Here is a 19,140-nt window from a genome sequence, read left to right on the forward strand (position 1 = left end):
CATGGCCGTCGTCTGCGTCGACGCGGGCACCACGATGATCAAGGCGGTGGGGTACGGCGAGGACGGCGCCGAGCTCGCGGTCGAACGCCAGGCCACCACGGTGCGCCACCCCGCGCCCGGCCACGCCGAGCAGGACCTGACCGAGGTCTGGCAGGCGGTCGTCCGCGGGGTACGGCAGGTGGCCGAGCGCCTGGACGCGCCGGTCACCCACCTGGCGCTGACCGCGCAGGGCGACGGCAGTTGGCTCGTCGACGCCGCCGGGGAACCCACCGGGCCCGCCATCCTGTGGAACGACGGGCGGGCCGGCACGTTCGTCGAGCGGTGGTCCCGCGACGGCGTGTTGGAGCGTGCCTTCCGCAGCAACGGGTCGCTGACCTTCGCCGGCCTGCCCAACGCGATCCTGAGCTGGCTGCGCGAGCACGACCCCGACCGGCTGGAGCGCTCGGCCGCCTCGCTGACCTGCGGCGGCTGGATCTTCGCGCGGCTCACCGGCGAGCTGGTCGCCGACGAGTCCGACGGCTCGGCACCGTTCATGGACATCCGCGCGCGCCGCTACTCCGACGACCTGCTCCGCCTGTACGACATGGAGTGGGCACGGCCACTGCTTCCCGAGCTGCGCGGCGACGACCGGCGCGCCGCACCGCTGACCGCCTCCGCCGCGGCCGAGCTCGGCCTGCCCGAGGGCATCCCCGTCGTGCTCGCACCGTACGACGTGGCCGCCACCGCGATCGGCGTCGGCGCAGTCGGTCCCGGCCAGGCGTGCACGATCCTCGGCACCACGCTCTGCACCGAGGTCATGATGGAGGAGCCGCAGCTCGACGGCACGCCGTCCGGCCTGACGGTGGCCCTCGGCGGGCGCTACCTGCGGGCGTTCCCGACGCTCGCCGGCGGCCAGGTGGTCGACTGGGCCTGCCGCATGCTCGGCCTGGGCGACGACCCGGCCGCGCTGTCGGACCTGGCCGCCCGGTCCGTACCGGGCGCCGACGGACTGGTCTTCCTGCCGTACCTGTCGCCGGCGGGGGAGCGGGCGCCGTTCCTCGACACGCGGGCACGCGGCTCGTTCCTCGGCCTGTGCGTCGACCACGACCGCGAGCACCTCGCCCGCGCGGTCCTCGAAGGACTGTGCCTGGTGATCCGCGACTGCCTGGCCGCCTCTGGGGCGCGGCCGGTCGAGCTGCGGGTCAGCGGCGGCGGCTCGGCCAGCCCGCACTGGCTGCGGATGCTCGCCGACGTCACCGGCGTGCCGGTGGTCCGCACCGCCGACGCCGAGGCCGGCGCACGCGGCGCGTTCCTCGTCGGAGCGGTGGCGACCGGCCGGGCGGCGAGCGAACAGGAGGCCGCCGAGACCTACATCCGGACCGGTGACACCTTCGCGCCCGACCCGGCGAACGTCGCGTACTACACCGACGCGTACGAGGCGTTCCTCACGGTGCGCGCCGCGACGGCGCGGTCCTGGCCGACGCTCGCGAACCTCCGCGACGGAGCGGCATGACGGGCGGCGAGGAGATCTGGCTCGGCATCGACCTGGGCACGCAGAGCGTGCGCGCGCTCGCGGTGACGGCCTCCGGCGCCGTCGTCGGGCGGGGCACGCACCCGCTGACCGGCCGTCGCGAGGGCCAACGACACGAACAGGACCCGGAGGAGTGGTGGCGGGCGACCGCCGCGGCCTGCCGGAGCGCGCTCGACGGCGTGCCGGCCGGCGCCGTCCGGGCGGTCGCGGTGGACGGCACCTCCGGGACGATCCTGCTCACCGACGGCGACGGCCGGCCCCTCACCCCGGGCCTGATGTACGACGACACGCGCGCGGCCGACGAGACCCGGCGCGTCAACGAGACGGGCGCCGCGGTCTGGGACGAGCTCGGCTACCGGCGTATGCAGCCCGCCTGGGCGCTGCCGAAGCTGCTGTGGCTCCTCGGTCGGCACGAGGGCCCGGTCCACCTGGCCCACCAGGCCGACTTCGTCAACCGGCGGCTCGCGGGGCACGCCGTGCCCGCCGACCTGAGCAACGCGCTGAAGACCGGCGCCCACCTGGTCGAGGAGGACTGGCCGGCGGACGTCCTCGACACGCTCGGCGTGCCCCGCGAGGTGCTCCCGCCGCTCGTACGCTCCGGCACCCCGATCGGCACGGTCTGCGCGTCCGCGGCCGAGGCCACCGGCATCCCGGCGGGCACGTCGATCGTCGCCGGCATGACCGACGGCTGCGCCGCGCAGCTCGGCGCCGGCCGGCTCACGCCCGGATCGTGGAACTCCGTGCTGGGCACCACACTCGTGCTCAAGGGCGTCACCCGCGAGCCGCTGCACGACCCGTACGGCGTGGTGTACTCCCACCGGGCGCCGGACGGCGCGTGGCTGCCCGGCGGCGCCTCCAGCACGGGAGCCGGCGCCATCTCCCGCGACTTCCCCGGACGCGATCTGGCGGAGCTGGACCGGCGGGCCGCGGACCACGAGCCCGCGCGGGCCCTGGCGTACCCGCTGGTCTCCCGCGGCGAGCGGTTCCCGTTCGCCGCGCCGGACGCGGAGGGCTTCCTGCTCGGCGGCACCGGCGACGAGGCCGACGACTACGCCGCGCTCCTGCAGGGCGTCGCCTACCTGGAGCGCCTGTGCTTCGACCACCTCGACCTGCTCGGCGCGCCGGTGGACGGCGACCTGACGTTCACCGGCGGCACGGCGCGCAGCGCGTACTGGTGCCGGCTCCGCGCCCGGGTGCTCGGCCGGCCGGTGATCCTCCCGGCCGACCCGGAACCGGCGCTCGGCGCCGCCGTGCTGGCCGCGTCACCCGGCCGCCGCGTCGCCGAGGTGGCCGCCGCGATGGTCGCCGTACGCGAGACGATCGATCCGGGCCCGCGTGACGGCCGGTTCGACGAGGGATACCTGCGGTTCGTGACGGAACTGGAGCGGCGCGGGTGGCTTCCCGAGCCCACCGCCGAACACGCGCGCACACGCACCGATGAAGGGAACGAACGTTGACAGACCTCGTACTGGTCCGCCATGGGGAGACGGAGTGGCACGCGGAGAACCGCTACGCGGGTGTCAGCGACATCGCCCTCACCGCACGCGGACTCGAGCAGGCCCAGCAGCTCGCCGCCTGGGCCGCGACCGCGGGCCTCGCCGCCGTCTGGACCTCGACACTGACCCGCGCCCAGCTCACCGCGACCGCCTGCGCCGAGGCGATCGGCGTGCCGCTGAACGTGGACGAACGCCTCCGCGAGCTGGACTTCGGGCACGGCGAGGGCCTGACCTCCGCCGAGATGCACGAGCAGTTCCCCGAGGCGCTGCGGGCGTTCCGCGCCGACCCGGTCACCGACCACCTGCCCGGCGGGGAGGACCCCACCGACGCGGCCCGCCGGTTCACCGGCTGCCTGTACGACCTCGCCACGCGGTACCCGGACGACCGGGTCCTCGTCGTCGCGCACTCCACCGCGATCCGGCTCGCGCTGTGCGAGCTGATCGGGGTGCCCATGCGCGACTACCGCCGGACCTTCCCGTCGCTGCGCAACTGCGGGCTGACCGAGGTCCGGCTCACCGGCGGGCAGGGTGGCGGGGCCGCCCTCCTCGAGTACAACACGCCCATCGAACGCACCACCGCAGTCCAGGAGCTCTCATGACCACCCGCGTGCTCGCGGCCGGAGACCACTTCGTCCTCAACCGCCTCCTCATCGACGCCGTACGCGAGCAGGTGCCGGAAGGGCTGGAGTTCACCGAGCTCACCCTCGACTGGCCGCTCGTGCCGTTCGGCCGGGTGGCCGAGGTGGACGAGGCGTCCGGCACCGAGGACCAGCTCATCGAGGCGCTCGACGGCGCCGAGATCTGCCTCACCCAGATGGCGCCGCTGACTCGTCGCGTCATCGAGGCGAGCCCGCGGCTGCGATTGATCGGCATCGGCCGCGGCGGGCCGGTCAACGCCAACCTGAAGGCCGCCGCCGAGCACGGCGTCGCCGTCTGCTGCGCGCCGGGCCGCAACGCGGGCGCCACCGCCGAGCACACCCTCGGCATGATCCTCGCCGCCGCGCGCCGCATCCCGCAGACCCACGCCGAGCTGACCGCCGGCCGGTGGCGCAGCGACTACTACCGCTACGACGAGGTCGGCATCGAACTGCGCGGCAGCACCATCGGCCTGGTCGGCGGCGGAGCGGTCGGCAACCGGGTCGCCGAGATGCTCGCCGCCCTCGGCGCGCACGTCCTCGTCCACGACCCGTACGTGACCGAGTCCGCGGTGGCCGAACTCGTCTCCCTCGACGAACTGCTGGCCCGCTCGCAGGTCATCACGCTGCATGCCCGCGTCACACCGGAGACCACCGGGATGATCGGCGCCCCGCAGATCGCCGCCATGCCGGCCGGCGGGATCATCGTCAACTGCGCCCGCGGCGCCCTGCTCGACTACGACGCCGTCTGCGACGCGATCGACGGCGGGCACCTGTTCGGCGCCGCGTTCGACGTGTTCCCCGAGGAGCCGATCCCGGCCGGGTCGCGGCTGCTGTCCACCCCGGGGGTGACGCTGACGCCGCACCTGGCCGGCGCCAGCCGGCAGACCGCCGCCAACGCGGCCGCCATCCTCGCCGAGGACGTCGCCCGCCACCTGCGGGGAGAGCCGCTGGCCCACCCGGCGTGACGGTCGCCAGGGGATATCGGGTGGACGTCACCGCAGGTGAGCGTCATAGCATGCGGCGCATGACGACACCGGCCGACGAGACGATCCGTCCCTTCCGCATCGACGTCCCCGAGGCCGACCTGGCCGACCTCCACGAGCGCCTCGACCGTACCCGGTGGCCGGACGAACTGCCCGGCGCCGGCTGGGCGTACGGCGTGCCGCGCGACTACCTGCGGGAGCTCGTACGGTACTGGCGGCACGAGTACGACTGGCGTGCCGCCGAGGCGCTGCTGAACCGGTGGCCGCAGTTCACCACCACCATCGACGGCGCGAACATCCACTTCGCGCACATCCGGTCGCCCGAGCCCGACGCGACACCGTTGATCATCACGCACGGCTGGCCGGGCTCGATCGTGGAGTTCACCGAGATCGCCGGCCCGCTGACGGATCCCCGGGCGCACGGCGGGGATCCGTCGGACGCCTTCCACCTGGTGATGCCGAGCATCCCCGGGTTCGGGTTCTCCGGGCCGACGCGCGAGCGCGGCTGGGAGCTGCTCCGCGTCGCCGCCGCCTTCGGCGAGCTGATGCGGCGTCTGGGCTACCACCGGTACGGCGCGCAGGGCGGCGACTGGGGCGCGGCCATCTCCCGCGAACTCGGCCGCACCCACCCCGAGCAGATCATCGGCGTGCACCTCACCCTGATCCCCGGCACGGGGGCGTCCTCTGAGCCGACGCCAGAGGAACTCGCCGCGCTCGATCCGGCCGAACGCGCGCGCACGCTCGCCTCCTGGGCCCGGATGCGGGAGTGGGAGAGCGAGCGCACGGGATACGCCGTCGTCCAGTCCACGCGCCCGCAGACCCTCGCGTACGGGCTGACCGACTCCCCGGTCGGGCAGCTCGCCTGGATCGTGGAGAAGTTCAAGGAGTGGACGGACTCCGACGAGCGGCCGGAGGACGCCGTCGACCGCGACCGGCTGCTGACGAACGTCATGCTGTACTGGCTGACCGGCACGGCCGGCTCGTCGGCCCGGATCTACTACGAGCGGGCGCACGCCGACTACTGGGGAAAGCCGCCCGAGCCCTCCACCGCACCCACCGCGCTCGCCGTCTTCCCGGAAGAGAACTTCATCGTGCTGCGTCACCTCGCGGAACGGGCGGACGAGATCGTGCGGTGGACCGAGTTCGACCGCGGCGGCCACTTCGCCGCGATGGAGGAACCGGACCTGCTGGTCGGCGACGTCCGGGCGTTCTTCCGCGAGCTGCGGACCGTCACATAAGGTGACGGAATCTGTCTTCTCCGTGTATTCGCGATCTGTCCGGGTAGGGGGCCTGTCCAGGCGGGGCGGCCCGGTCCGTTCGCGCCCGGAACCGGCGCCTACCTCCTCGGGCCGGGCCGCCCCGTCGCGTCGTATCACATTCGCGGCCATAATGTGTGACCAGGCGAGAGGAAGCTGTCGCCGGGGAACGGTTCCGGGGTGGCCACCACGGGAACACCCGGGCGGCGCGGATCGTCAGTGATATGCCGGGAGTCATTGGAGGACGGCATGGAGTTCAGCGTCGAGCACACCGTGACGGACGACGGCATCGTGAGCGTGACACTGGCCGGGGCGCTCGACGTCGCGACCGCGCCCCGGGTGCGCGATCTGCTGATCCGCCTCATCGACGAGGGGCACCACCGCCTGGTGCTGGAGCTGAGCGACGTGGACTTCGTCGACTCCATCGGCCTGGGCGTCTTCGTCGGCGTGGTGCACCGGCTCCGCCCGTACGACAGCTCCCTCGCGGTGGCGGCGCCGTCCCCGCAGGCCCAGAAGGTCTTTGAGATCACCCAGCTGGTCCGGGTCCTGCCGATCTACGACACCTCCGACGCCGCGACGGAGGCCGTCCGCAGCGGCAAGGCCACGGTCGGGGCGCGCGGCTAGGGACCGGTCGACGGCCGCCGTTCGTTCGGCGGCCGCTCTCCGCGGAGATATCGTGTGCGTGCCGTGCCACGTCCCGGCTCGTCGACCCCTGCGCGGAGAGTTCATGGCCCCCGAATCCCGTTCGTCCTCCCTGGTGGAGCCCGCCGAGGAGGCGGACACCGCGCCCGCAGAGGAGGTCCCCGGCGCGGTGGAGCGGGTGCCGGCGGAGGGATGGTCGCGGCTGACCACCCGGCGCTGGCTCCAGATCGGCGTGGGCGCCGCCCTCGCGGTGCTGGCGATCCTGGGCGGGCTGGGCGTCTGGGTGTTGAGCCACGAGGGCGCGGTCACCGACCAGCTGGTCGACCGGCAGTCGTCGGCGCTCATCGCCTCGATCCACTACGAGGCGGCCATGCTGGACCAGGAGACCGGCGTCCGCGGATACGGCCTGTCAGGCCGCTCCGACTTCCTCGACCCCTACAACGAGGGCCGTGCCCAGGAGGCCACCGCGCTGCGGGCGCTGCGCACGCTGTCCGTGGGCCCGCGAGAGCGCGCCGACCTGGCGCTGGTGATACACCGCGCGGAGATCTGGCGGGCGTGGTTCGCCGACCCCATCGTCACCGGGAAGGGCGACGCGGTGACGCGCCTGGCGAGCGAGCGGGCGTCCGAGGGCAAGGCCGAGTTCGACGCGCTGCGCTCGGCGATGGCCGCCCAGCAGCAGCACCTGACGCAGGCCCGCGCCGACGGGCGCGCCGACCTCCGCACGGTGCAGACCGAGCGGAACGCCGTCTTCGCCGGCATCGCGGTGGTCATCCTCGTGCTCGCCGTGCTGATGTTCGTCGGCCTGCGGCGCGGGATCACGGTGCCGTTGGAACGGCTCGCCGCCGACACCGGGCTGGTCGCCGACGGCGACTTCGGCCACGTGATCACCGGTTATGGCCCTGCCGACCTGCGGCGGCTGGCCACCGGGGTGGAGGCGATGCGGCAGCGCCTCACCGAGGAGCTGGTCTTCTCCGGAGAGGCACGGGACCAGCTCGCCGACCAGGCCGAGGACCTGCGGCGTTCGAACGCCGAACTCGAGCAGTTCGCCTACGTCGCGTCACACGACCTGCAGGAGCCGCTGCGCAAGGTGGCGAGTTTCAGCCAGATGCTGCGGCGCCGCTACAGCGAACAGCTCGACGAGCGGGCCAACCAGTACATCGACTTCGCCATCGAGGGCGCCAACCGCATGCAGGCGCTCATCAACGACCTCCTGCAGTTCTCCCGCGTCGGCCGGGTACACGTGGCCCGCGTCGACGTGGACCTCGAAGAGGTGTACGCCACGACGGTCAGCACGCTGAGCATCACGATCGAGGAGGCCGGCGCCCGCCTGTCCCACGATCCGCTGCCCACCGTCACCGGGGACCCTGGGCAGTTCGGCCTGCTGCTGCAGAACCTGCTGTCCAACGCGGTCAAGTTCCGCTCGCCCGACCGTACGCCCGAGATCCGGGTGACCGCGGAGCAGCAGGACGACATGTGGCACTTCGCCGTCACCGACAACGGCATCGGGATCGGCCCGGAGTACGCCGAGCGGGTTTTCGTGATCTTCCAGCGGCTGCACACCCGCGACGCCTACCCGGGCACCGGGATCGGGCTGGCCATGTGCAAGAAGATCGTGGAGTTCCACGGCGGCACCATCGGGGTGGACCCCGACCACGAGCCCGGCGCCCGGATCACCTTCACCCTGCCGGCCCGGGAGAGCTCGCCGGAGCCGGACGAGGAGGCCGAGCAGGCCGAGCATGCCGAGGAGGCCGAGCAGGCATAGGGGCCTCAGCCGCCGTTGCGCGGGTCGCCCGGCAGGTGCTCGGCGAGCTCCCGGTAGAAGGTGTCGATGTTGCGCACGGCCTCGATGAAGTCGTCGAGGTTGACGGGCTTGACGACGTAGGCGCTCGCGTGGGTGGCGTACGCGGACGCCACGTCCTCGTCCGCCGCGGACGTGGTGAGGACCACCACCGGGATGGCCTTGAGCGCGGGCTCCTGCTTGAGGATCTTCAGCATCTCCGCGCCGCTCATCCGCGGCATGTTGAGGTCGAGGACGATGAGGTCCGGGCGCGGCTGAGCGGGGTCGCGCAGGTACTCCAGCGCGGCGACGCCGTCGGACATCTGAACGAGGGAACGATCCCCCTCGGAGCCGTCGAGCAGGGCTTCCTCGACCAGCAGCGCGTCCGCGGGATCGTCTTCGACGAGCAGAATGCGGTAGGGGCGTACTGGCGCGTGGGCGGCCATCGCGACTCCTGTCATGGCGGGCTCACACCGCGAGCCCACAGCGGGTATGGGGGCGCGCCGGCTTTCAGAGTCGTCCGGCACGGTCAGGTCCGATTCTAGGGGCGCACCGGCGCGTGGTGACGCCGTGTGGCCGTAATTGTTGTCACACGGCAATAAAGTCGGCGCGGCGTCGTACGGGAGGGCCTGCGCCGTGCGCCGTCCCGGAGGTACGGTGCCGCTCATGACGACCGTGCGGAGACGGGGATCCTACGGCGTGGACGCACCGTACGTCGTGTTCGGTCTGGCGTGCGCCGTCGTCGGGATGGTGTTCGCCGGGATCGGCGTGACGTTCGGCTTCGGCATCGCATTCGGCTGGATCCCGTTCGCGGTCGCCGCGATCGAGCTCGTCAGCGTCGCGTTGTACCTCCACACGACGCGGCGGGGAAAGTTCGTGGTCTGGTCCGGGCTCCTCGACGACCTCGGCCTGCGCGGCGACGAGCGGCTGCTCGACCTCGGCTGCGGCAGGGGAGCGGTGCTGCTGATGGCGGCGGAACGCCTGCCGGCGGGCGAAGCCGTCGGCGTCGACCTGTGGCGCACCGTCGATCAGTCCGGCAACGCGCCCGCGGTGACCGAGCGCAACGCCGAGGCTGAAGGCGTCCGCGACCGGATCGAGCTGCGCACCGGCGACATGACAGCGCTGCCGTTCGACGACGCGTCCTTCGACGTGATCGTCTCCAGCCTGGCCATCCACAACATCAAGAACCCCGGCGCCCGGACCCGCGCCATCGACGAGGCCGTACGCGTCCTGCGCCCCGGCGGGCGGTTGCTGATCGCCGACATGGCGGCGATCGACGACCACCGGCGCCGGCTGGCGGACCTCGGCCTGACGGACGTCCGGGTCCGCCCGCTGGGCTGGCGCATGTGGTGGGGTGGGCCGTGGATGGGCACCCGCGCCCTCAGCGCCGGCAAACCGTCCTGACCCGACCGCGTGAATTCTGCGTTACACGCCGTGTCGACTTGATCCCACCCTGTCGCTAGAAGGGAGAATCTTCGTGCATATCCCCCTGTACGAGGAGTCTCCCCATGCTCAGGCGTTCGCCGCTGTTCGGTCACAAGACCCGCGTCACCTTCAGGCTGCCCCTGGACGAGCCGCCCGGTGTCGTCAGCGTCGTCGGTGACTTCAACGGCTGGGAGCCCGGGCGGCACGAGCTGCTCCGGCGGCGTCGTGGCTTCCGCAGCGTCTCGGTGACCCTCACGCCGGGCACTCACCGGTTCCGCTACCTGGCCACCGGCGGTGTCTGGTTCGACGACGAGACGGCGGACCACACCGACGACCACGGCTGCGTCATCAAGGTCTGACCGGTCAGGCCGGGACCAGCCCGGTCCCGGCGGACAGCCGCTGGTGCGACGCCTCCCGCAGATGCGAGGCCCGGCGCGCGGCCGGCCCGGCCAGGCGGCCCGCGTGTTTGACCACCTCGCCGTCGATGATCACCGTGTCGACGTCGGCGGCACGCGACTCGAGCACGACGGCGGCCGGGTCCCGCCAGGGCGCCATCGGCCCGTCCACGATCGTCAGGTCGGCGCGCTTGCCGGGGCTGATGGTGCCGATGCGGCCGCCGAGGCCCAGCGCCGCGGCGCCGGCGACGGTCGCGAACCGAAGCGCGTCCCGCGCGGTGAGATGGACCGGCGTCTCGCCGTGCGTGGACGCGACGGCGATCGCGCGCTCCCGCTCGCTCGCGAGCGCCCTGCGCATCTCCCCGAACAACCCGGCGCTGCCGTCGGCCGCCAGGTCGGTGCCGAGGGCCGGCAGTAGCCCGTGCGCGACCGCGCGGCCGGTGACGGGGAACCGGCCCGTCCCGGTCGCCCTGGCCATGGACACGTCGGCCATCGGGCAGGCGACGACCGATCCGCCGGTGGCCGCGATCCGGTCCAGGTCGGCGCCCGAGAAGCGCACGCCGTGGGCGTGGTGCACGTCGGGGCCGAGCAGACCGAGCCGGTCGAGGGTGTCGATGGTCCGGGACCGGCCCAGGTACGCCGGGAGCCCGGAGCGGATGCTGATCGGCACGCCGAGTTCGCGCGCCAGTCCGAAGTCGGCCGCGGTGACCTCCGGAGTGGAGAACTCCGGTCCCCGCAGGGCCAGGCCCATCGTGACCCGCGCGGTGTCGTCGCAGAGCAGTTCGGACCGTACGCGCCGGACGTCCGCCGGGTGCCGCACCGTGCTCTCCGCGAACCACTTCATCACGTCGTCGCCGATCGGCGGCCCGTACAGGAACAGCGCGCGAATGCCGGAGTCGCGCAGGGCGCGCACGTTCTCGTCGGCGTGGGCGGGCGTCGTGATGATCTGGGACCAGTCGGCGACCGTCGTGACCCCGGAGTCGATCGCCCGCAGGGCGCCCCGGAGCACACCGGCGTAGACGTCCTCGGGTCCGTACCGGTCGGGCGGTTCGGCGAGCACGGCCCCGAGACAGTTGTCGGGAGACGCCTCGCCGCTGATCGCGCTCTGCCAGACGTGGCGGTGCGCGTCGACCAGGCCGGGGATGACGATCTTCCCGGCGGCGTCGACGACTCTCGCGCCGGGCGCCTCCAGCCCCCGGCCGACCGCCGTGATCGTGTCGCCGTCGATCAGCACGTCCCCGTCGGGGATCTCGCCGATCGACTCGTCGAGGCTGGTCACATGGCCGGAGCGTATGAGTAGGGTGGACATGTTCCTCCAGGTGGATCAGGGTGTGCGCCGGTCTGTCCGCTGCGGCCCCATGAGTTCGATGTTTCGCCCACTCGTCCATCGATGTCCAACATCAAAGTCGGATGGCCCGATCCGGATCAGAGATGGCGGGATGACATGGAGACGCGGAAACTCGAGGTGTTCCTGGCCGTCGCCGAGGAGCGGAGCTTCACCAGGGCGGCCGAGCGCCTGCACATCGTGCAGTCGGGCGTCTCCACGTCGGTGCGGTCCCTGGAGCGCGAGCTCGGGACGCCGCTGTTCGACCGCATGGCGCAGCGCATCACCCTGACGGAGGCGGGGCGGGCGCTGGCGCCCGAGGCCAGGCGGGTGCTGGCCGCCGTACGGCACGCGCGGCAGGCGGTGCAGGAAGCCGGCGGCGGGCTGCGCGGCACGCTGGAGCTCGGCGTGCTGTTCGGCGTCACACCCGATCACATACGCGAGTCGCTGGCCGTCTTCCGCGAGCGGTTCCCCATGGTTGACATCCGGCTGCGGGCGCCCGAGGCGCGCGGGGCCGCGGGCCACATCGAGCGGCTGCGCGACGGCAGCATGGACCTGGCCGTGCTGATCACCATCGGCGCGGTGCCCGGCATCGACCTGTACCCGCTGACGGACGGCGAGGTGGTGCTGGCGTGCCCGCCCGGCCACCGCCTCGCCGACGCCCCGTCCATCGGCCTCCACGACGTGGTCGAGGAGACGTTCATCGACTTCCCGCCGGGCTGGGGCGTACGCGGCGCGGTCGACCGGGCGTTCGTCACCGCCGGGATCCAGCAGCGGCACATCACCTTCGAGACGGGCGACATGTCGAGCATCCTGGACCTCGTCCGCCTCAGGGCCGGCATCGCGTTCGTGCCGGTGCCGATCACGGCGGACGTCAAGGACCTGCGGTTCGTCCCGGTACGACCGCGCCCGCCGACGTATCAGATCGCCCTCGCCGCCTCCCGCGTGCGCCGGCCGAGCCCGGTCTCCCGTCAGTTCCTGCGGACCGTGCTGGCCAGCGACGACGACACCGCGGCGGCGGCCTGGCGCCGCCGTCGCGGCGCTCACACCGACGAGTAGTCCCGCAGCTCGATCCCGGTCGCGAACCGGTCGGTCAGCTTGAGCATCATCCGCAGCATGAGCGTGGAGTTGAACATCCAGTTCCGCATGCGCATCCGCAGCGCGCTCGGCGGCGCGAGGAACGGCCCGGCGTTGCCCTTCCTGGCGATCGCCGCATAGTCGCGGAACCCCTCCTCGTACCGCGCGAACGCCGTACGGTGGTCGCCCCGTGCCGCCAGGAGCTCACCGGCCAGGACGTACGCGCCGACGATCGCCAGCCCGGTGCCGAACCCGCCGAGGGTGTTGGCGTACGCCGCGTCGCCCAGCAGCACGACCCGGCCACGGGAGTAGTGCTCCACCTCCACCCGGCTGATCGAGTCGAGGTAGAAGTCCCTCGCGCCGGGGATCCGGGCCAGCACCTCGGAGGTCCGCCAGCCGCCGCCCTGGTAGGCGTCGATCAGCAGCTTCTTCTGCCCGTCGACGTCGAAGCGGTCGTAGTCGAGGCGCTCGGAGGCGAAGACCAGGAACGCCGGCGCCTTCGGCCCGCCGAGCGAGACCATCCGCCCCGGTTCGTTGTACATGGCGGGGTCGCCGTCGAGCCCGACGTCGGCGAGCGCGTAGTAGTGGCCGAGGAAGCGCACGAACTCGCTCTCCGGCCCGAACGCCAGCCGCCGGACGTTGGAGTGCACCCCGTCCGCGCCGACGACGAGGTCGAACGTGCGCGGCGCGCCACGCTCGAAGGTGACCTCGACACCGCCGTCGGTCTCGGTCAGCGAGGTGATCGAGTCGCCGAAGACGTACTCGCAGCCGTCCGCGGTCCGTTCGTACAGCAGCCGGGCCAGGTCGCCGCGTCGGATTTCGATCTCCCCGCCGGTGAACTCGCCGGGGATGACGGCGAGACGCCGGCCGTCCGCGTCGACCACCGTCTGGTCGCGGCCGCCGGTCCGCAGCCGTCGCACGTCCTCCAGGATGCCCATGCGCTCCAGGACCGTACGGTGCGTCGCGCCCTTGAAGTCGACGGCCTGGCCGCCGGGCCGCAGGGCGGGTGCCTTCTCGACGACGGTGACGTCGCAGCCGTACCGGCGGAGCCAGTACGCGAGAGCGGGACCGGCGATGCTCGCGCCGGAGATCAGGACGCTGGTGTTGGTCAGCCCGTTGTTCGTCATACCGGTGATCGTCGGGGGAGCCGCTGACCGGCCACTGATCATCCGCTGACCGTCGCTGACGAGCCGCCGGCCGCATCCGGTGACTCTTTGCTTTGCTGCTTGTTACGACACTGTGTCATGAATAGTCTGAGGCGGACCTGACCCCCCGTGCCCCGTCGAGGAAGGCCCCGCCATGGCCCACCGCACCCCTGCCCGCATGCTGACCTGCGCCGCAACACTCGCCCTCTCGGCGGTCGTGGTCCCGACGGCCTACGCCGCACCGCATCCCCTCGCGCAGACCGTCCTGCACTACGACGACAGCCAGGCCGCGGAGTTCCGCAGCGCCGTCGTCGCCGGCGCGAACTCCTGGAACGCCAGTCTCCAGAACGTGCGCCTGGTCGAGGCCACCACCGGCCAGACCGCCGAGATCAAGATCGTCGCCTACGACGGCTGGCCGGAGACGACCCTCGGCCCGGCCCGCCCCGGCGGCCGGCACAGCACGGTCTACTTCGGCCGCGAGGCGGTCAACGAGGGCTACAACACCATCCGCATCGCCGCCCACGAACTGGGCCACAGCCTCGGCCTGCCGGACAACAAGCCGGGCCCGTGCTCCTCGCTGATGTCCGGCTCGACCGGCGGCGTCTCGTGCACCAACGCCACACCGAACGCCGCGGAGCGCGCCGCCGCGGACGCCAACTACGCGAGCCCCGCGGCCGTACCGCCGGCCTCCCTCGCCCTGATCGTCGACGCCCCCTGACCCACCCGTCGCGCCCGCCGTCCCACCCTGAGGACGGCGGGCGCCGCGATCTTCGACCTGCCGGACGATCACGGCCTGATCATGCCCGTCCCCCCTGTGGCCGGGCGGATCGCCGGTCGCGATGCGGCACGATGTTCTCCGTCAAGTCGCGGGCGAAACGGTCGGGGTCGGAGATGTTGCACCTGCGGGCGATCACGCCCAAGGATCGGACGGATGACGTGTGCGGGCTGCTCGGCGAGAGCCCCGGCGTCACGAACGTGGTGGTGCTGCCCGAAGCGGCACGGCAACCGATCGGCGACCTGGTCATGTGCGACGTCGCCCGCGAGGCGGTCAACGAAGTCATCGACGGGCTGCGCCGCCTCGGGCTGGAGGATGAGGGGTCGATCGCGCTGGAGCGGGTCGACGTGTCGATCTCCCATGTCGCCGAGGCGGCAGAGGAGAACGCCCCGGGACATGGGGACGACGCGGTCGTGTGGGAGGAGATCGACCAGCGTACGGAGGAGGAGACCCGATTCACATGGTCGTTCGTCACGTTCCTGGTCCTGGCGACGATGCTCGCCGGGATCGCCGCGATCATCGACAGCTCGATCCTCATCGTCGGTGCCATGGTGCTCGGACCGGAGTTCGGCGCGATGGCGGCCATCTCGTACGGCCTGGTCCGCGGTGACTGGCGGCGGATCGGGCGCGCCCTGGGCGTTCTGGCCGCCGGGTTCGCCGTCGCGATCGTGGTGACGTTCGTCTGCGCGCTGGTCGGTCGGTGGACGGGCGTCATCGCGGTGGATCAGCTGCCGGCCCACCGGCCGCAGACCGGGTTCGTCTACCGGCCCGATCGGTGGTCGTTCATCGTGGCGGTGCTCGCCGGCGCGGCCGGGGTACTGTCATTGACGGCCGGAAAGGCCTCGGCGTTGGTCGGTGTCTTCATCTCGGTGACCACAGTGCCCGCCGCGGGCAACATCGCGGTCGCCCTCGCGCTCTCCCACAACGGCGAGATCTGGGGTTCGGCCGTCCAGCTCGGCGTCAACCTGTCCGGAATGGTCATCGCCGGCGCGGCCATCCTGCTGGTCCAGAAGGCCGCCTGGGCGCTGGTGCACAAAAGACGCACCACGTAGCACATGAGAACGTGCTTTGGAGGGGATCACGGAGTTCGCCGCAATCACGCGAGCCGCGCGGTCATCCCGTCGGCCTCCCTCGTCCTGATCGTCGACGCCCCCTGACCTACCCGGTGCGCCCGTCGCGCCCGCCGTCCTACCCTGATCACGGCGGGCGCCGCGTGAAGGGCGGTGTGTCCGACGAGGCCGAGGAGCGCGCGCGATGGACGTCAGGAACTCACGGTCGCCGCTGGGTTGCGCCGCGGTCCTGATCGGGGTGGCGGGCCTGGCCTACGCATGTGGCCCGGACCGGTTCCGGGGTGCGTCATCGTGCGCGCCGCCGGCGCTCGAGTTCCATGTCGGCTTCTCCACCCGGCAGACCGGTGGCTGCGCCGGCGTGTACGGCTATCTGGGGCTGGTGAAGCTGAAGACCGGCCGTGTCCTCACGGCCGAGGTTCCGGGGTCCCGTCCCGCGGGCCCGCTGCCCGAGAGCAGCGCACCGGCGGTCGTCTCGGTGGTCTCCCGCTCTTCCAACGGGCACACGGAGAAGCTCAAAGCCGTCGCGGAGGGCGCCGCCGACCTGATCGTGCGCACTCCGATCTGTCATGAGGAGGATTTCGTCACGACGCCCTCGCCCCGGTTCGTCGGCTCGAAGGCGGTGAGCGGCCCCTGCCGGGTCCTGCGGATCGAGGTCACCGGAGGCTGAGGTCACCCGCTTCGCCCCCGCCACCGCATCTCCCGGCCCGGTCGTGCGCGTCAGAAGCCGCGTCTCACACCCAGGAGGGAAGAACCCGTGGACGTCATCCACGACGTTCCCGCACAGGCGGAATGCGTCTTCTGCGAGATCATCGCCGGACGCGCGCCGGCCGCGGTGGTCCGCGAGTGGCCCGAGGTCATCGCGATCCGGCCGCTCCATCCCGTCACCCCCGGGCACACGCTGGTCATCCCGCACGCCCACGTCGCCGACGTCGGAACCGACCCGGCCGTCTCCGCTCGCACGATGGCGGCCGCCGCGCAGCTCGCCGGCGAACTCGCGTCCGCGAACGTCATCACCAGCCGCGGTGCGGCCGCGACCCAGACGGTCCGCCACCTTCACCTGCACGTGGTACCCCGCCGGCGCGGCGACGGTCTGCCGCTGCCCTGGACGCCCCAACGCACCGCCCGACAGACCGGAGGCACCCGATGACCGGGCCCCTGACGCTCGTATGGGCCCGCAAGCCCATCCCCGCGGGCGGAACCAGCGTGTTCCTGGCCGGCCCCACGCCACGCCGCAGCGAGGTGCCGTCCTGGCGACCCGCCGCCGTCGAGGCACTCGCCGCGCAATGGACCAGGCCCGAACCGCTGACCGTGCTCACGCCGGAGTCCCGGGACGGCATCCGCGCGGCCCACTACGACGACCAGGTCGACTGGGAGACCGAGGCCCGCGCCACGGCCTCAGCGATCCTGTTCTGGATCCCGCGCGACCTGCGCACGATGCCGGGCTTCACCACCAACGTCGAGTTCGGCCTCGACGTCACCACCGGCCGAGCCGTCCTCGGCTGCCCACCCGACTGCCCCGACCCCGAGCGGAACCGGTACCTGATCTACGTCGCCCGACGCCACGGCGTCCCCGTCCGCGAGACCTTGCCCGACACCGTGGCCGCGGCACTCGCCATCGCCACCGGCAGGGACTAGGAGAGCCACTGATGACGACCAACGATTACTCGTCGTCTTCCTCGTGCTTGGATATCCAGAAGTCCCATTCCTCATAGTCGGGACGGTCCGGACCGATGGCGATGAGAGCATCGCCGATTATTCCGTTGGTTTCGGCTCGCATCGGCACCGTCAGCGAGCAGCCTTCGGTGCCTCCCCTTGGCCGCAATCGGCCAGAGACGACCCGCCGTCGCAGGGAGACGCCGGTCCTTGATCAGCGCCAGCGACTGATCAAGGCGTTGTGGCGGCAATGATGACCGCGCCGAGAAGGCAGAAGAACACTCTTTAATGATCTTGAAACTGTTAGCGTCGCTTCTGCTGTTTTGGCGCCTTTGGGAGCGCACTGCCCGGTGGGCGGCAGCGTCCCCATGGAGACACCCCCATCGAGGATGAGGAAAGGCACCGTTGAAACGACTTTCCAGGTCAGTGGTGGCCGCGGCGGCCACCCTGTGCGCCTGCGCCTTTGTGACTCAGTCCGCGTTCGCGGATGGTTCTGACCCCGCCGGCGTGGTGCGGGTATCGGGTGGCAGCGCGCTGCCGGCGGGTTGTGGACTGCCCGAGGGCGACGGTTACGTGCTGAACCCGAACACCGAGGTCCAGCCCATGGTGGCGCGGGACCCGAAGCGGCCGGGGCACCTCGTCGCGGTGTACCAGCAGGACCGGTGGAACCGGTACGGCAGCAACGGGGCCGTCACCGCCGTGTCCGCCGACAACGGCGCGACGTGGCATCCGTCGGCGGCCCAGCCCGCGTTCTCCCGGTGCAACGGCGGTACCGCCGCCAACGGCGGGGACTACGACGTCACGACGGACCACTGGGTGACGGTCACGCCGTCCGGTACGGCGGTGGCCGCGTCGTTCTCGCTGTCGCGTACGGGCGAGGTGACGGCGATGCTGGTGTCGCGGTCCGGCGACGGCGGTGAGCACTGGGACGCCCCGGTGACCCTCCAGCGGGACGACGACCCGGAGTTCTTCAACGACCGACCGGCGGTCACCGCCGACCCGTACCACCCGGGCGTGGTCTACGCGGTGTGGGACCGGGTCGACACCCAGTCGAACGGCGACTGGGTCCAGCCGGTCTACCTGGCGAAGTCGACCGACGACGGGCGTACCTGGACCACGAAGAAGGCCTACGACTTCCCGGCCAACAGCGGCGCCATCGGCACCGAGCTGGTGCCGATGGCCGACGGGACGCTGTTGATCGGCATGCACCAGGAGACCAACACCACCGCCGCCACCCAGGTCATCCGCTCGACCGACGGCGGCGCCACGTGGTCGGCGCCGACGCTGGACGTGGCGGCCCCGTTCACCGTGGGCACCAAGATCCCGGACCCCGACAACTCGGGCGACCCGGTGCGGAACGCCACGCTGCCGCTGCTGGCGGCCCGGCCGGACAGCAAGGTGGTGAACGCGGTCTGGCAGAGCCAGGACGCCGACGGCACCTTCCACGTCGCGTACGCGCGGTCCACTGACGACGGGAAGACCTGGTCCAGCCCGGTCCGCGTGGACAGGACGCCCACCGGTTCGGCCGCGGTACCGGCGATCGCCGTGTCTCCCGCCGGCACCGTGGCGGTCACGTACTACGACTTCCGGAAGAACACCTCCGCCGCCACCCTGCCCACCGACTTCTGGGCGGTCACCTGCTCGGCGGACTGCACGAAGCCCGCGTCCTGGCGCGAACGGCACATCGAGGGCTCGTTCGACGCGCGGACGGCGCCGTCGACGAGCTCCGGCCGGATGATCGGCGACTACACCGGCCTGGTCTCAACGGGTCCGGCCTTCGTGGCCGTGTACGGCGTGACCACCGGCGACACCGCCAACCCGGTGGACATCCACAGCGCGACCTTCTACAACTGACAGTGATGATGTAGATGAGCGCCTCCCGACCGGGTCTGACCCTCCAACTGACTGACTTCGGGTCCTCAACCGGATCTGTCGATCCGGGCCGGGAGGCGTTCATCTGCACTCACCGGACGT

General features: G+C 72.1%; 19 protein-coding genes. 16 read left to right on the forward strand and 3 right to left on the reverse strand.

Going from position 1 to position 19,140, the window contains the following annotated elements; translation table 11 throughout:
- Position 1: 1 nt before the first annotated feature.
- The 7 genes from QSK37_RS36920 to QSK37_RS36950 all read left to right on the forward strand — a co-directional run bounded on the left by QSK37_RS36920 (position 2) and on the right by QSK37_RS36950 (position 8,287).
- Positions 2 to 1,492 carry an FGGY-family carbohydrate kinase gene (locus QSK37_RS36920; protein WP_285630223.1) on the forward strand — a complete coding sequence of 497 codons (1,491 nt, stop codon included), beginning with the start codon at positions 2 to 4 and terminating at the stop codon, positions 1,490 to 1,492.
- On the forward strand, positions 1,489 to 2,967 hold the full coding sequence (locus QSK37_RS36925; protein WP_285630225.1) for an FGGY-family carbohydrate kinase: 1,479 nt from the start codon (positions 1,489 to 1,491) through the stop codon (positions 2,965 to 2,967). Before QSK37_RS36920 ends, QSK37_RS36925 begins: the two co-directional genes overlap by 4 nt.
- Complete coding sequence (locus QSK37_RS36930; protein WP_285630227.1) at positions 2,964 to 3,605, forward strand: histidine phosphatase family protein; 642 nt, start codon at positions 2,964 to 2,966, stop codon at positions 3,603 to 3,605. Before QSK37_RS36925 ends, QSK37_RS36930 begins: the two co-directional genes overlap by 4 nt.
- Positions 3,602 to 4,609, forward strand: coding sequence for a 2-hydroxyacid dehydrogenase (locus QSK37_RS36935; RefSeq protein WP_285572671.1), 1,008 nt, complete (start codon positions 3,602 to 3,604; stop codon positions 4,607 to 4,609). The genes QSK37_RS36930 and QSK37_RS36935 overlap by 4 nt, the downstream gene beginning before the upstream one ends.
- Positions 4,610 to 4,668: 59 nt before the next feature.
- On the forward strand, positions 4,669 to 5,865 hold the full coding sequence (locus tag QSK37_RS36940) for an epoxide hydrolase family protein (RefSeq protein ID WP_285630229.1): 1,197 nt from the start codon (positions 4,669 to 4,671) through the stop codon (positions 5,863 to 5,865).
- Positions 5,866 to 6,132: 267 nt separating this feature from the next.
- Entirely contained in the window at positions 6,133 to 6,507 is a 375-nt protein-coding gene (locus QSK37_RS36945) for an STAS domain-containing protein (RefSeq protein ID WP_285630231.1), read from the forward strand.
- A gap of 103 nt (positions 6,508 to 6,610) precedes the next feature.
- Positions 6,611 to 8,287 carry a sensor histidine kinase gene (locus QSK37_RS36950; RefSeq protein WP_285630233.1) on the forward strand — a complete coding sequence of 559 codons (1,677 nt, stop codon included), beginning with the start codon at positions 6,611 to 6,613 and terminating at the stop codon, positions 8,285 to 8,287.
- A 5-nt stretch (positions 8,288 to 8,292) separates the two neighbouring features.
- Here the strand turns inward: QSK37_RS36950 and QSK37_RS36955 are convergent, their stop codons facing one another.
- Positions 8,293 to 8,748: a response regulator gene (locus QSK37_RS36955; protein ID WP_285630235.1), complete on the reverse strand. Its 456-nt coding sequence runs from the start codon at positions 8,746 to 8,748 to the stop codon at positions 8,293 to 8,295.
- A 220-nt stretch (positions 8,749 to 8,968) separates the two neighbouring features.
- Between QSK37_RS36955 and QSK37_RS36960 the strand changes: the two genes are divergently transcribed.
- A complete protein-coding gene (locus tag QSK37_RS36960; RefSeq protein WP_285630237.1) occupies positions 8,969 to 9,706 on the forward strand; it encodes a class I SAM-dependent methyltransferase in 738 nt (245 codons plus the stop codon).
- Between the two features lie 104 nt (positions 9,707 to 9,810).
- Positions 9,811 to 10,086: an isoamylase early set domain-containing protein gene (locus tag QSK37_RS36965; protein ID WP_285572662.1), complete on the forward strand. Its 276-nt coding sequence runs from the start codon at positions 9,811 to 9,813 to the stop codon at positions 10,084 to 10,086.
- Between the two features lie 4 nt (positions 10,087 to 10,090).
- Here QSK37_RS36965 and QSK37_RS36970 read toward each other — a convergent pair whose 3' ends face one another.
- Positions 10,091 to 11,431 carry an amidohydrolase family protein gene (locus QSK37_RS36970; protein WP_285630239.1) on the reverse strand — a complete coding sequence of 447 codons (1,341 nt, stop codon included), beginning with the start codon at positions 11,429 to 11,431 and terminating at the stop codon, positions 10,091 to 10,093.
- Positions 11,432 to 11,566: 135 nt separating this feature from the next.
- On the opposite strand from QSK37_RS36970, the gene QSK37_RS36975 reads away from it, so the two are divergent.
- Positions 11,567 to 12,505, forward strand: coding sequence for a LysR family transcriptional regulator (locus QSK37_RS36975; RefSeq protein ID WP_285630241.1), 939 nt, complete (start codon positions 11,567 to 11,569; stop codon positions 12,503 to 12,505).
- Here the strand turns inward: QSK37_RS36975 and QSK37_RS36980 are convergent.
- Positions 12,490 to 13,650, reverse strand: coding sequence for an FAD-dependent monooxygenase (locus tag QSK37_RS36980; RefSeq protein WP_285630243.1), 1,161 nt, complete (start codon positions 13,648 to 13,650; stop codon positions 12,490 to 12,492). The genes QSK37_RS36975 and QSK37_RS36980 overlap by 16 nt on opposite strands.
- A 172-nt stretch (positions 13,651 to 13,822) precedes the next feature.
- On the opposite strand from QSK37_RS36980, the gene QSK37_RS36985 reads away from it, so the two are divergent.
- The 6 genes from QSK37_RS36985 to QSK37_RS37010 all read left to right on the forward strand — a co-directional run bounded on the left by QSK37_RS36985 (position 13,823) and on the right by QSK37_RS37010 (position 19,020).
- Entirely contained in the window at positions 13,823 to 14,386 is a 564-nt protein-coding gene (locus QSK37_RS36985; protein ID WP_285630246.1) for a snapalysin family zinc-dependent metalloprotease, read from the forward strand.
- A 131-nt stretch (positions 14,387 to 14,517) separates the two neighbouring features.
- On the forward strand, positions 14,518 to 15,495 hold the full coding sequence (locus QSK37_RS36990) for a DUF389 domain-containing protein (protein WP_285630248.1): 978 nt from the start codon (positions 14,518 to 14,520) through the stop codon (positions 15,493 to 15,495).
- Between the two features lie 202 nt (positions 15,496 to 15,697).
- Positions 15,698 to 16,180: a hypothetical protein gene (locus QSK37_RS36995; protein ID WP_285630250.1), complete on the forward strand. Its 483-nt coding sequence runs from the start codon at positions 15,698 to 15,700 to the stop codon at positions 16,178 to 16,180.
- An 87-nt stretch (positions 16,181 to 16,267) separates the two neighbouring features.
- The gene (locus tag QSK37_RS37000) at positions 16,268 to 16,660 is read left to right on the forward strand and encodes an HIT family protein (protein WP_285630251.1); all 393 of its coding nucleotides are present in this window, start codon (positions 16,268 to 16,270) and stop codon (positions 16,658 to 16,660) included.
- Positions 16,657 to 17,148: a nucleoside 2-deoxyribosyltransferase domain-containing protein gene (locus QSK37_RS37005; protein ID WP_285630253.1), complete on the forward strand. Its 492-nt coding sequence runs from the start codon at positions 16,657 to 16,659 to the stop codon at positions 17,146 to 17,148. Before QSK37_RS37000 ends, QSK37_RS37005 begins: the two co-directional genes overlap by 4 nt.
- A 525-nt stretch (positions 17,149 to 17,673) precedes the next feature.
- On the forward strand, positions 17,674 to 19,020 hold the full coding sequence (locus QSK37_RS37010) for a sialidase family protein (protein ID WP_285630256.1): 1,347 nt from the start codon (positions 17,674 to 17,676) through the stop codon (positions 19,018 to 19,020).
- Positions 19,021 to 19,140 lie beyond the last annotated feature (120 nt).

The sequence above is a fragment of the Actinoallomurus iriomotensis genome, from assembly GCF_030269445.1.
In the GTDB taxonomy this organism is placed as follows: Bacteria; Actinomycetota; Actinomycetes; order Streptosporangiales; family Streptosporangiaceae; genus Actinoallomurus; species Actinoallomurus iriomotensis.

What these genes read in the sequence shown, in the direction of transcription:
- QSK37_RS36925 (WP_285630225.1), top strand. Translation starts at nt 1,489, where the DNA reads ATGACGGGCGGCGAGGAGATCTGGCTCGGCATCGACCTGGGCACGCAG.
- QSK37_RS36920 (WP_285630223.1), top strand. Translation starts at nt 2, where the DNA reads ATGGCCGTCGTCTGCGTCGACGCGGGCACCACGATGATCAAGGCGGTG.
- QSK37_RS36940 (WP_285630229.1), top strand. Translation starts at nt 4,669, where the DNA reads ATGACGACACCGGCCGACGAGACGATCCGTCCCTTCCGCATCGACGTC.
- QSK37_RS36995 (WP_285630250.1), top strand. Translation starts at nt 15,698, where the DNA reads ATGGACGTCAGGAACTCACGGTCGCCGCTGGGTTGCGCCGCGGTCCTG.
- QSK37_RS36980 (WP_285630243.1), bottom strand. Translation starts at nt 13,650, where the DNA reads ATGACGAACAACGGGCTGACCAACACCAGCGTCCTGATCTCCGGCGCG.
- QSK37_RS36990 (WP_285630248.1), top strand. Translation starts at nt 14,518, where the DNA reads ATGTTCTCCGTCAAGTCGCGGGCGAAACGGTCGGGGTCGGAGATGTTG.
- QSK37_RS36935 (WP_285572671.1), top strand. Translation starts at nt 3,602, where the DNA reads ATGACCACCCGCGTGCTCGCGGCCGGAGACCACTTCGTCCTCAACCGC.
- QSK37_RS36970 (WP_285630239.1), bottom strand. Translation starts at nt 11,431, where the DNA reads ATGTCCACCCTACTCATACGCTCCGGCCATGTGACCAGCCTCGACGAG.
- QSK37_RS36950 (WP_285630233.1), top strand. Translation starts at nt 6,611, where the DNA reads ATGGCCCCCGAATCCCGTTCGTCCTCCCTGGTGGAGCCCGCCGAGGAG.
- QSK37_RS36960 (WP_285630237.1), top strand. Translation starts at nt 8,969, where the DNA reads ATGACGACCGTGCGGAGACGGGGATCCTACGGCGTGGACGCACCGTAC.
- QSK37_RS37005 (WP_285630253.1), top strand. Translation starts at nt 16,657, where the DNA reads ATGACCGGGCCCCTGACGCTCGTATGGGCCCGCAAGCCCATCCCCGCG.
- QSK37_RS36955 (WP_285630235.1), bottom strand. Translation starts at nt 8,748, where the DNA reads ATGGCCGCCCACGCGCCAGTACGCCCCTACCGCATTCTGCTCGTCGAA.
- QSK37_RS36945 (WP_285630231.1), top strand. Translation starts at nt 6,133, where the DNA reads ATGGAGTTCAGCGTCGAGCACACCGTGACGGACGACGGCATCGTGAGC.
- QSK37_RS36985 (WP_285630246.1), top strand. Translation starts at nt 13,823, where the DNA reads ATGGCCCACCGCACCCCTGCCCGCATGCTGACCTGCGCCGCAACACTC.
- QSK37_RS36965 (WP_285572662.1), top strand. Translation starts at nt 9,811, where the DNA reads ATGCTCAGGCGTTCGCCGCTGTTCGGTCACAAGACCCGCGTCACCTTC.
- QSK37_RS36975 (WP_285630241.1), top strand. Translation starts at nt 11,567, where the DNA reads ATGGAGACGCGGAAACTCGAGGTGTTCCTGGCCGTCGCCGAGGAGCGG.